The organism is Kitasatospora cathayae (assembly GCF_027627435.1).
GTDB lineage: Bacteria > Actinomycetota > Actinomycetes > Streptomycetales > Streptomycetaceae > Kitasatospora > Kitasatospora cathayae.
Genome location: NZ_CP115450.1, coordinates 6,213,021 through 6,223,840, shown reverse-complemented (window position 1 = coordinate 6,223,840; position 10,820 = coordinate 6,213,021). Strand labels below are relative to the sequence as shown.

Annotated in this window: 11 protein-coding genes; 2 read left to right on the top strand and 9 right to left on the bottom strand. The window is 73.6% G+C overall.

Going from position 1 to position 10,820, the window contains the following annotated elements; genetic code table 11:
- Positions 1-8 precede the first annotated feature (8 nt).
- The 3 genes from O1G21_RS27850 to O1G21_RS27840 all read right to left on the bottom strand — a co-directional run bounded on the left by O1G21_RS27850 (position 9) and on the right by O1G21_RS27840 (position 2,219).
- Entirely contained in the window at positions 9-398 is a 390-nt protein-coding gene (locus tag O1G21_RS27850; protein ID WP_270147506.1) for a DUF3040 domain-containing protein, read from the bottom strand.
- A gap of 442 nt (positions 399-840) precedes the next feature.
- A complete protein-coding gene (locus tag O1G21_RS27845; RefSeq protein ID WP_270147505.1) occupies positions 841-1,593 on the bottom strand; it encodes a methyltransferase domain-containing protein in 753 nt (250 codons plus the stop codon).
- Between the two features lie 71 nt (positions 1,594-1,664).
- Positions 1,665-2,219, bottom strand: coding sequence for an SAV_6107 family HEPN domain-containing protein (locus O1G21_RS27840; RefSeq protein ID WP_270147504.1), 555 nt, complete (start codon positions 2,217-2,219; stop codon positions 1,665-1,667).
- Positions 2,220-2,800: 581 nt separating this feature from the next.
- Here O1G21_RS27840 and O1G21_RS27835 point away from each other — a divergent pair.
- Positions 2,801-3,421: a DUF4126 domain-containing protein gene (locus tag O1G21_RS27835; protein ID WP_270147502.1), complete on the top strand. Its 621-nt coding sequence runs from the start codon at positions 2,801-2,803 to the stop codon at positions 3,419-3,421.
- Positions 3,422-3,487: 66 nt separating this feature from the next.
- Complete coding sequence (locus O1G21_RS27830) at positions 3,488-4,981, top strand: phytoene desaturase family protein (protein WP_270147500.1); 1,494 nt, start codon at positions 3,488-3,490, stop codon at positions 4,979-4,981.
- A 24-nt stretch (positions 4,982-5,005) separates the two neighbouring features.
- Here the strand turns inward: O1G21_RS27830 and O1G21_RS27825 are convergent, their stop codons facing one another.
- From O1G21_RS27825 to O1G21_RS27800, 6 genes are all read right to left on the bottom strand, one after another.
- Positions 5,006-5,254 (bottom strand): hypothetical protein, encoded by a 249-nt coding sequence (locus tag O1G21_RS27825; RefSeq protein WP_270147497.1) that lies wholly within the window; start codon positions 5,252-5,254, stop codon positions 5,006-5,008.
- A 939-nt stretch (positions 5,255-6,193) separates the two neighbouring features.
- A complete protein-coding gene (locus tag O1G21_RS27820; RefSeq protein WP_270147496.1) occupies positions 6,194-6,622 on the bottom strand; it encodes a hypothetical protein in 429 nt (142 codons plus the stop codon).
- 7 nt (positions 6,623-6,629) lie between these two features.
- Entirely contained in the window at positions 6,630-7,337 is a 708-nt protein-coding gene (locus O1G21_RS27815; protein WP_270147495.1) for a vWA domain-containing protein, read from the bottom strand.
- 58 nt (positions 7,338-7,395) lie between these two features.
- Positions 7,396-8,538, bottom strand: a complete 1,143-nt coding sequence (locus O1G21_RS27810) for a protein kinase domain-containing protein (RefSeq protein ID WP_270147494.1) — start codon at positions 8,536-8,538, stop codon at positions 7,396-7,398.
- Positions 8,535-9,626 (bottom strand): PP2C family protein-serine/threonine phosphatase, encoded by a 1,092-nt coding sequence (locus O1G21_RS27805; RefSeq protein ID WP_270147493.1) that lies wholly within the window; start codon positions 9,624-9,626, stop codon positions 8,535-8,537. The genes O1G21_RS27810 and O1G21_RS27805 overlap by 4 nt, the downstream gene beginning before the upstream one ends.
- Positions 9,623-10,783 carry a hypothetical protein gene (locus tag O1G21_RS27800; protein ID WP_270147492.1) on the bottom strand — a complete coding sequence of 387 codons (1,161 nt, stop codon included), beginning with the start codon at positions 10,781-10,783 and terminating at the stop codon, positions 9,623-9,625. Before O1G21_RS27800 ends, O1G21_RS27805 begins: the two co-directional genes overlap by 4 nt.
- Positions 10,784-10,820 lie beyond the last annotated feature (37 nt).

Here is a 10,820-nt window from a genome sequence, read left to right as displayed (position 1 = left end):
CGTACGGTTCAGAAACCGCCGGTCTGCTCGTCCCGGCGGCGCTGCCAGCGCTGCTCCACCCGGTCCATCATCCCGGCCTTGCGGCGCGGGGCGGCGGCCTGGCGGGGACCGGAGCCCTGGCTCGCGGGCCCGCGGCGCCAGCCGGTCACGGCGAACACCGCGCACCCGAGCATCACCAGGAACCCCACGACGCTGACCCAGATCTGGTCCGGAACGACCATGCCGCCCATCAGCAGGCCGACCCCCAGCACGAAACCGGCGACGGCCAGGTAGACCCGCCGACGGGTGTAGGTGCGCAGCCCGGTTCCCTCAAGCGCTGACGCGAATTTGGGATCTTCGGCATACAGCGCTCGCTCCATCTGGTCGAGCAGTCGCTGCTCGTGCTCCGAGAGCGGCACGGAGTCCTCCTACTCGTCGGTCGCGGGTGCGACCGGTCCGCCACCCCGGTCGGGGAGGCCAGTCCAATCAGCCTTGGGCACACGGTCGGACGCCCGTGCGGGGGACCCGGCCCGTGTCGTCCATATGCCCCACGCATCCGGCTGTCATGCTTTCCGGCTTTACCCAGATCATACGGTCCGTGGGCCCGTTGCGGGGTGGTCTGCGCCGCGTGGGCCGGGCCACTTCGACCGGGCAGGGCCGTACCGGGTCAACGCGGGACGGCTCGGACAAGTGCCCGATGCGATGGAATCGGTCCGGACCCGGGGAGCTCCGCGAGCGCACGGGGGCGAGGGCGGGGATCCGGCGGCCGTCCGGGAACCGAACCGCCGCCGCACGGTGGGTGAGGGACCGTACGGCGGCGGGCGGTACTGCCGGGTCTTCCGGGACGCTCCGGAGGAGTCCTCAGGCCAGGGTGGCCAGCACGTGCAGCTGGGTGGCCACGGCGTGGAAGGCGGGCTGCGCGGCGGCGGCCTCCTCCAGCTTCAGCAGCGCCTCCATGGCGCCCGGCTCGGTGTCCACCAGCACGCCGGGCACCAGGTCGGCGAAGACCCGGACGCCGTGCACCGACTCCACCCGCAGGCCCGCGCCCTCGGCCAGCCGGCTCAGCTCCTCGCCGGTGAAGCGGCGCGGCATCGGGTCCTGCTCGCCCCAGCGGCCGTCGACGGCGGAGAGCACCGTACGGGCCTCGTTGAAGTGGCCGGCCAGCGCGCGGGCCAGCACGGCGCCGTTGCGGTTGGCGGCCAGCAGGCTGACCAGGCCGCCCTCGCGCAGGGTGGCGGCCAGGCTGCCGAGCGACTCGGCCGGGTCGTCCACCACCTCCAGCACGCCGTGGCAGAGCACCGCGTCCACGGTGCCGGGCGCGACCAGCTCGGGCAGCGTCTGGGTGTCGCCCTGGACGGCCCGGATCAGGTCCGTCACCCCTGCCTCGGCGGCCCGGCGCTCCAGCGCGAACAGCGCGTCCGGGCTCGGGTCCACCACGGTGACCCGGTGGCCGAGCTTGGCCACCGGCACGGCGAAGTTGCCGGTGCCGCCGCCGGTGTCGACCACGTCGAGCACCGGCTGGTCCAGCTCGGCCACCCGCTTCTCGAGGGCTGCCCGCACCACCTCCCACACCACGGCGGTACGCAGGGCACTGCGGGGACGCGTCGGGTACAAGGTGGGGCTCCTTGGCACGTGCAGGTCGATCGGGATGCCTCCACCTTAGACCGGGCGGGCCCCCGCGCCGCTCACGCCCGGTGGCTGTCGCCGTCGAGCGGCAGCCGGGGCGCGGGCGGGGCCGGGCGCAGGCCGAGCAGGCGCTCGACCAGGCGCAGGAACAGGGCCGAGTTGCGGATCAGGTCGTCGGCGTCGCGGGCCGAGGCGGCGCCCCGGATCCCGGCCTCGGCGGCGGCCCGGCGGCGGGCGCCGGCGCCGTAGTAGAGCGCCCATTCGGCCAGCTCGGGGGCCACCTCGGGCAGCACCTCCCAGGCGCTGCGGATGGCCTTGCGGCGTCGCGGGTTCTTCTCCGGCCGCCCGCGGACGGCCAGCACGGCGGCCACCGTGCGCAGCGCGGCCAGGTGGGCGGTGGCGTAGCGCTCCAGCGGATCCTCCAGCGCGCGGGCACGGGCCAGCGTGCGGTGGGCGTCGGCGAGCAGGTCGAGGGCGGCGGGCGGCGCGGCCGTCCGGCGCAGCACGGGATGGACGTCCCGCCCGGCGGGCCGGCCACCGGCAGGGCCGGGGACGTGCGGAAGGGCGGCGGAGTGGAGGCGGGCGGTGACGGGCTCAGGGTGGCTGATGGTCATGGTCTCCCCCGTTCCGAGGCAGCGCGCGGACCGGGCGGTCCGTGCTCCCCCATCGTGGACCGCACCACTGACAACCGGGCCCCGGGAAGGGCGTACCGGCGGCGGTCGCGGTCCCCCCCGGTCCGCGCCGCCGCCGTCTGCCGTCGCCCCGCCCACCCCCCACCGGGTGGCGGTGGCGAACTCCCCCCGTTCTCCCCCGTCCGGTGACCGGCCTCCCCCCGGCCCGCTCCGCCGCCCCGTGCCGGCGGTGCGGGGCCCGAGACCGGCGCCCGACCGCGGATCCGAGCCGCCGTCCCCCGGGCCCTCCCGGCCGGGGGAACGGACGGATCCGCCACCCGGGCGGCCGGCGCCCGACGCGCCGTCCTCCCGGGTGCCACCACTCTCCCGTCCCGGCAGGTCGGAGGCCATCCGCTGACGTACTCAACCGCGGATCTGAGTACCCGTACTCAGTCGTCCTCGGGCCCGCCGGGCGCGGAACCGCGGCGGTGGCCCGTGGCGTCCCGGGTCCCGGTACGGTACGGCGGGGCCGTTGCGGTCCCGACCGGGGTCGCAGGACCCGGGAGAGCGAGGAGGGGGACGCGATGACGGTCCTGCCGCTGATCTTCACCAGCGGTCTGGCCAGCGGCATCAACGCGTACGCGGTGGTGCTGCTGCTCGGCCTGCTGGGCCGGTTCGCCGGGGCGGAGTCGGTGCCGCACCCGCTGGAGCGCACCGACGTGCTGATCGCGGCGGCCGTGCTGTTCCTGCTGGAGGCGGTGGCCGACAAGATCCCGTACGTCGACACCGTCTGGGACGCCGTGCACACCGTGATCCGGCCGATCGCCGGCGCCGTCGTCGGCGTGCTGATCGCGAGCAACGACCCGGGCTCGCTCAGCACGGTCGTGGCCGGGGCGATGGGCGGCACCACGGCACTGGTCACCCACCTGGTGAAGGCCTCGCTGCGGATGGCCGTCAACACCTCGCCCGAGCCGGCCAGCAACATCGTGGTCAGCCTGCTGGAGGACCTCTCGGTGGCCGGCCTGGTCACCCTGGCGATCTTCCACCCCTGGCTGGCCGCCTCGGTCGCCGCGGTACTGCTGCTGATCGGCCTGCTGCTGGTCCGGCTGGTGATCGGCAGGATCCGGGCGTTCCGGGCCCGCCGCCGCGAGCGCAGGGCCGCCCGGGCGGCCGCTGACGGGGCTTACGCAGGTCAGAACACCTAGGGCGTGTCTCGTGGGTTTCGTCGGCCCCGGCAAGGACCCACGAGACACGCCCTAGGATCGGGTGCCATGGCACGGATCGTCATCATCGGCGCAGGAATGAGCGGGCTCGCGGCGGCCTCCCGGCTGGCGACCCTCGGTCACCGGGTGACGGTCTGCGAGGCGAGCGGCACGTACGGCGGCATGGTCGGCCGGTACGAGCGCGACGGCTTCGCCTTCGACACCGGTCCCGGGCTGCTCCCGCTGCCCGCCGTCTACCGCGACCTCGCGCTGAAGACCGGCAAGGAGCCGCTGGAAGAGCTGGTCGAGCTGGCGCCGGTGGACCCGGAGAGCCGGCACCTGTTCCCCGACGGCACCGCCGTCACCCTGCCCAACGCCTCGCGCGGCGGCGTCAGCCAGGCCCTGGACGCCGCCTTCGGCGCGGGCTCCGGCGCCCGCTGGAGCGAGGTGATGAACCACGGCCGGACGGTCTGGGAGGCCACCCGCCGCCCCCTGCTGGAGGAACCGCTCCCGGCTGACCGGGCCTTCCTGGGCACCGACCCGTACCCCGTCCCGCCGGCCACCGGCCTGGCCCGGCTGCGCCGCCCCCGGCCGTGGACCCTCCGGGACGTCGCCGCACGCGAGCTCGGCGGCCATCCCGGCCTCACCGCCCTGCTGTCCGAGGCCGCGATCCGGTACGGCTTCGCCCCCGGTCAGGCCCCGGCCGGGGCCACGGTGCTGCCGTACATGGAGCAGTCCTTCGGCGTCTGGTACGTCCGGGGCGGCCTGCGGGCCCTGGCGCAGGCCGTGCACCGGCGCTGCGAGCTGCGCAAGGTCGAGTTCCGCTTCGACACCCCGGTCACCCGGGTGGTCGTCGAGGACGGCCGGGCGCGCGGGGTGGAGACGGCGGACGGCCGGATCGAGGCCGACCTGGTGGTCTCGGCGATGGACGCGGGCGCCCTGCACCGCCACGGCCTCGCCGAGTGGCCCGGTCTGCCGCCCGAGCGGTGGGAGCCGCACGGGGTGCCCGGCCGGTTCACCGTGCTGCTGGCCCTGCGCGGGCCCCGCCCGGCGGGCACCGTGCACCGGACGGTCGTGCACGCGGCCGACCCGGCTGCGGAGGAGGCGGCGCTGACCGGCTCCGCCCCGCTCTGCGAACGCCCCACCGTGCAGGTGCTCCGCCCGGACGACCCGGCGCTGCGCCCCGACGACGCCCACGAGAGCGTGGTGCTGACCGCGACCGTCCCGGCCCAGGGCGACGTCGACTGGACCGCCCCGGGCGTCGCCGACCACTACGCGGACCGGCTGCTCGCCCACGTCGACGCGGCCGGCCTGGGCCTGCGCGACCGGCTGCTGTGGCGGGTCGTCCGCACCCCGGAGGACACCCGCCGCGAGACCGGCGCCCTCGCCGGCGCCCTCGCCCGCCCCGCCCTGGCCGGCACCTCGGGCGCCTGGCTGAAGCCCGCCAACGAGTCCCCCGTCCCCGGCCTCTACCTGATCGGCGGCAACACCCACCCCGGCGGCGGCCTCTCCCGCGCGGGCATGTCCGCCTGCATCACCGCCAACCTCATCGGCCCGGCCTGACCGGGCCTCGGCTCAGCGGTCGGCTCAGCTGGGCGATTCGACCCTGGTGAGGTTCTCCCGCCCGATCTGACGGCCGTCCAGGGTGATCGTCACGGTGGTCCCGCTGATCTCGTACGCGTACGCGCCGTTGCGGGCGATGAACCCGTCGGCCGTCTGCGTGGCGGGCATGGCGAGACCGGTGTCCGGGCGGCCGGTGAATTCGCCGTAGTAGTAGAGCTTTCCGGCAGCCGTCCGGCAGAGCGTGATCTGCTTGTCCTTCGTCCGGTACGCCACCACCAAGGCCGCCTTCCCGCCCTCGGGGAGTTCGTCCGCGACCCGTGACGGACAGCCCGCTGCGGCATCCGCGGAACCCGAGGCCTGTTCGGTGCTGGTCGGCGCCGCGGAGGGACCGGTCCGAGCCCCGGTATCGAACGCTTCCTCGCAGCCGCGGAGCAGGCCCGGTCCGAAGAGCACCACGGCCAGCGCGACGAGTCCGGTCCGCAGGCAACCGCCGCCCCGGGACCGGGCGGGAGCGGGGCTCGGGGTCGTCCGCGGTGGCGGAACCGGCGGCGCCGTCCGCGGGGGCGGGGTCCACGTCGGAGGTGCCGGCGCCGCCGGGCCGGGAGCCGAGGAAGTCGCAGCGCCACCCGTTCGACCTCCGGCCTCGGGCCGGGGGAAGAACAGCGCCTCCGTCGGAGGCGTCGCCTCAGCCGTGCGGCGCGGCGGGGCCGTGGCACTTCCCCGTGGCCGGGATCCGCCGCCGGCGGCGGTCCGCGGCCGGTAGGTGCTCCCGGTAGGTGGTTCCGTCTTGGCCGAGCGACCGGTCGTCCCTGCCCTCGGACGGGGCGCGGCCGCCGGCTTCGGCACGGCGGATCCAGCCGAAGCGGGTCGGGACGAGGCGGATCCCGACGAAGCGGCGCCCGACGCCCGGGACTTCGCCGTCGTACGGCCCGCCCCGCCGGAAGCAGCCGAGCCCGTCGGCTCCGGTCGACGCGGTGCCGGGGGCCGCCAGGGCGTGTCGCAGGCGAGGCAGCTCCGATCGGTCGGACCGTTCCGCACCTCGCACTCCGTGCACTTCCAACCGTCCGCGGGAGGCTGCGGCCCCTTCGGTGCCGATGGCCGTCTCTTCTCGCACACCATGCAGATGCGGCGGCTCGCGGCATTGAACGTGTCGCACGACGTGCAACGCCAGGTGGAACCCGCCACGTGGTCCGCTCCTTCCAGAGCCCTCCGTCACAGCGGCCGGTGGCCGCCGGTCCGCTGCAGTACCTGTTCGTACAGTTCCCTGGCCTCGTCGGCGGGCGGGAAGCTGATCCAGTCCTCCTCGCCGCTTCGCCGGGGCACGGCAGCCGCTCCTTCCTCAGCCGTCCATCGCCTGACGAACTGCAGGAACTCGTGGGCGTCCGCGTTGTGCTCGGCTGTCACCTCGAGGCGGACGTTGATCCAGCCCGCTCCACGTGTGCCGCATTCCGTCAGCGGTGCGAAGGACAGCACGATCTGGGTGCACCCGTCTTCCTCGATCCGCCGGGTGTCCAAACGGGTGCACGAGTCGAGTGGCAGGTGCAGTTCCCCGCCGGCGTCCCAGATCAGGTTCAGCCAGTCGTTCCGGTGGACGAGGTCGGCTCCGACGCACCGCAGCCGCATCGTCGGCAGTGATCCCACCGCGCGATCAGAGGCTGTTGGCGATCGTGTCGATGATCTCGTCCATCTCGAATTCCTGGAGGCCGTCGCCCGCCTTCGACGGGAAGTGCAGCGTGAGGTCCCAGTCGTCGGCGATCCCGGTCCACGGCTGCTGATCGGGCGCGAACAGTACGAGGCGCTTCGCCGACTGCTCCATGACCGCCGCTTGACTCCGGGCGTACCCCCACTGCTCGAACAGGTCGTCCATGCTGCGCGGAATCGACTGGGGGTACCCGGGCACCGTCGTGTGGGTGCTGCCCAGCGGGTGGGCCGGGGCGTCGGTGAACATCACGATGACGTGTCGGCGCCGGTCCAGCCCGGTCTCCCAGGGGGCGCCCACCGCGAGCGCCAGGGCCTCCAGCGCGGACTCCGGGATGTCGCCGCCGCCGGTGGCCTCCAGCCCCTTCAGAAATCCCTCGAACTCATGGGCTCCGTCCGGGAGTTGAATGAAGTCCGTCTCCTCGAGGGCATCGTCGGCCCGGTCGCCGAAGTCCCGGAAGGCGATGGTCTTGATCCTCAGCTGGCTGATCGACTTGCCCTTCGAGGCCATCACGGACTCCAGCCGCTGGTGGAAGGAGAGCGCGCTGGCCTTCACGGATTCGAGGACCGGGCCCATGCTGGCCGTGGCGTCGACGCACAGCACGATGTCGACGGCGTACTGCAGGTTGCCCTGGTAAGGCGTCTGAGCAGTGCTCATGGAGTTCTCCTGTCAGATGATGATCGGATGATCGGTGTCAATGGCGGCCGGCTGGTGGCTACTTGCGGCGGTCACCGAGGTTGATCCGGACTCTTGACACCCTCGGTGGCGTCTCCGCCGCCGGGCTGTCGGGCGAGGTGGGCGGTGTGCTCTCCGGTTCGGTGGCGGCGCGACCGCGCGGGCCGCCACCGAGGTTCATCCGCAGCCTGCTCACCCGGGCCTCGGCACTCCCCTGCGGGACCGGCCCGGAGGCGGCGGGCGCCGGAGCCGCGGCCGGGGACGGTTTCGCCGTCCCCGGCCGGGGATGCCGCAAGGCGCAGGCCTCGGGGTCCTTGAGCGCCGCGAGGAAGGCCGCGATCCTCGGGCGGCTCTCCGGGGCCCGCCCGGTCAGGGCCGTGATCAGGCCCTTGACGGTGGCGGAAAGCCGCGGATCGAGCCGGAGTTCCTCCCCTGCGTTGACCGCGTCGGCCGGAGACCCGTAGCGGGCGTCGTAGCCGGGCAGCGCGCCGGTCAGGTAGTAGTGCGCCATCAGCCCGAGGGCGAACATGTCCGCCGCGGTGGTGAGCATGCGGGCATCGACCGCCGGGTCCTCCTGCACGTAGCGGCGCCATTCCGGAGCCCCGTAGAGGGAGTCGCCGGCGATGTCGTGCGGGCCGGGGGGACTGCCCGAGAGGTACGAGTCGTCGAAGTCGATCAGCTTCGCGATGTGGAGGGAGTTGTCCTTGTTCTCCTGCACCAGCACGTTTGCGGGTTTCAGGTCGCCGTGCACGATGCCGATGCCGTGCAGGAGTTGGAGGCTGACGGCGAGTGTGCGCAGCAGCACCGACTTCTGCCGGGGTTCCAGCGTCTGGGGCCGTTCCAGGGTGGAGGTGTCGATCCGCGCGGTGACCTTGTAGTAGGTGCTGCCGTCGGCGAAGAAGTCCTCGGCCAGCACGAGGTTGCCACCGCCCCGCATGTCCGGGGTCAGGCGGGACATCACGCCGCGATGGCGCTCCTCGAACTCCCGGCACACCTCCTGTCGGATGCGCTTGCTGCGCTCGCTGCCCGGCGAGTCCGGCCTCGGGCGCTTCGGCTCCAGGAACTGCTTGATGAAGTACGGCCGTCCGTCCTTCTCGGCAAACGCCCAGACACACTTCCCGCCGTTGTTGTTGGTCGGCGTGGTGGTGATCCGGTAGCCGTTGATCTCCTCGCCCAGCCTCATTCGGCGACCTCCCCCGCCTCGGGCATGTGCCGTTCGTACTCGGTCCGGTACCTGAGCCAGTCCTGCTCGCGCCAGTGCCGCAGGGCCTGCGCGTCGGAGAAGTCCGGCATTCCCCGATAGCGCTCGCGGCTCCTCCGGTAGCGGTCCCTGAACCGCTCGCAGAGTTCACGGAAGTCGGAGAACCCGATCGTCACCAGGGCGAGCGACGCGTCGTCGGCCGTGTACTGCTCGACCTTGCGGCTGAGCCGGGCCGCCCAGTCGGCCTCGTCCGAGGACTTCTGCAAGGACTCCAACAACACGGACTCGAAGTCCCCCGGCGTCCACAGGTACCCGAAGAAGCCGTCGGTCGCGCAGAGCAGCACGCACGGCCCGTTCAGCGGGACGGCGTGCGACTCGACCCTGAACGGCCGGTCGGCGCAGACCATATTGGTCATCGGCGGGTCCTGGATGAGCTGTGCCAACGCATCCGTCTCGTCGGTGTGGTCCCGCGTGAGCACCTGGAGTCCCTCGCTCGGGGTCAGGACGTAGGCCCGGGAGTCGCCGGCCCACAGGGTGCGCACCGAGACGCCCGTGTCACCGATGCGGTACCGGATCGCCGCCATCGTGGTCGGAAGCTGCCGACGCATCGTGCCGACCACCTTGCTGCGGACGGCGGGGCGGGCCGCGTCGAGGACTTCCCGCAACCGGTCTTCGAGTACCCGGGCCTCCGGGGGCCGGTGGTGCTCGACGCAGTCGCGGAACCACAGTTCCACGGCCAGCCGGGCCACCCTGGATCCGGTCCACGCCCCACTACGGGAGAGACCGCGGCCGTTGGTCCAGCTCGGGCCCGACCCGGCGCCGCCCGCGCCGTCGAACACCGCCACCAGGCCTGTCCGACTCGGAAGGTGGTGCAGGACCAGCGGGTCCGCGTCCTCGCCGGCTCCCGCCGTGCGTTCGGTCCACACGCTGAGCGCGCCGAGCCCGGCCTGCGGGTCGAGCCCGACGGCGTGCGTCACCGCCGTCGTCGGTGCCTCCGGAGGCATCGCCGGACCGGACGGGACGGGCGGTACGGACGGAGCCGGTGGTACGGCCCGGGGCGGTGTCGTCATCGGCCGCCTCCGTCAGCCGGGCGCACCCGCTGAACGCCTCGCACGCGGCTCGCCCTGGGCTGCTCGGCCTCGCCCGCGCGGGCACCCGTCCGGCGGTCCGGCCCCGGGCCCGGACCGGGCCGCCGCACGCCGTACCCGCCGTCCGCACCGGTCGGCGCCTTGTCGAGCGGCACCTTGTCGGCCAACGGCTCATCGTCCGGAGGGCCTGTGATCGACGGCGGAACGACCTCCCCGGGCAGGACCGTGGCCGGCCGGTCCTCGGCCCATCCCCTCGACCGGTCCTCGACCGCCCGGTCCGCCATGCCACCGCGGACCCGGCTGGCCCGGGTGCCGCCGAACGGAGCCTCACTGCCGCCCAGCAGCCGGCCCAGCACCATCCGCTCGGTGTTGGCGACTTCGAACGGTTCACGGTCCGCGTCGCCGCGCTCCAGGACGAGCTTGAAGGTGCGCATCAGCTCCTCGCGCTCCTCGGCCTCCGCCTTGGCGATGAGCTCCTGTGCCGCCCGCGGCCCCTCCCGCTCCATGATCTCCGCGATCAGGCCCTCGAAGCCGTCCGCCCGCAGCATGTCGAGGTGCCGTTGCCGGCGCATGCCGGCGAGGCGCGTCTCACGGACCACGTCCCGGTACGTCCGACCGCTGATCGCCACCTCGTCCTCGTCGACCAGGAGTTCGACGTGGATGTTCCGCAGGCGGACGGCGGTGTCTCCGGTGAAGTCGCGGACCCTCCGGTTGAGCGCCGCCTCGGCCTCGTGGAACTCCGCGATGTCGTAGTCCCTGGAGACCGCGCGCAGCATCCGCCGCATGTGGTCGAACAGGGCGTCGCTCATGTCCCGGATGCCCCGGGCCACCACCTCCGCCGGATCGACCACCGCGCAGACGAGCGCCACCTCGCTCCGGAACGCGAACGTGGGATCCCGGCTGAGCAGCGGGATCTCCAGGACGAGCCGGTGCTCCGTGGTGTCCACCGTGTACGCGGTCTGGTAACGGCCGACCCATGCGTCGGAGATCTCCTCGCCCGGACGGACGGTGAGCGCCGGACCGTCGTTCGGCACCAGGACGAGTGCCCGGCCGGGTTCCGGCGACCGGAGCGGGTTCAGCAGCCTCAGCCAGGCGAGCCGCTCCTGCGCCAGCACCGGGTCGTACGTCGAACTGTCCATCGAAGGCTCCTTCGACAACGTCGTGGAAAGGACGGCC

Excerpts from the sequence above, each read along its gene's own strand:
- O1G21_RS27810 (WP_270147494.1), bottom strand. The coding sequence starts at position 8,538 with ATGAGGCTGGGCGAGGAGATCAACGGCTACCGGATCACCACCACGCCG.
- O1G21_RS27830 (WP_270147500.1), top strand. The coding sequence starts at position 3,488 with ATGGCACGGATCGTCATCATCGGCGCAGGAATGAGCGGGCTCGCGGCG.
- O1G21_RS27815 (WP_270147495.1), bottom strand. The coding sequence starts at position 7,337 with ATGAGCACTGCTCAGACGCCTTACCAGGGCAACCTGCAGTACGCCGTC.
- O1G21_RS27805 (WP_270147493.1), bottom strand. The coding sequence starts at position 9,626 with ATGACGACACCGCCCCGGGCCGTACCACCGGCTCCGTCCGTACCGCCC.
- O1G21_RS27840 (WP_270147504.1), bottom strand. The coding sequence starts at position 2,219 with ATGACCATCAGCCACCCTGAGCCCGTCACCGCCCGCCTCCACTCCGCC.
- O1G21_RS27835 (WP_270147502.1), top strand. The coding sequence starts at position 2,801 with ATGACGGTCCTGCCGCTGATCTTCACCAGCGGTCTGGCCAGCGGCATC.
- O1G21_RS27800 (WP_270147492.1), bottom strand. The coding sequence starts at position 10,783 with ATGGACAGTTCGACGTACGACCCGGTGCTGGCGCAGGAGCGGCTCGCC.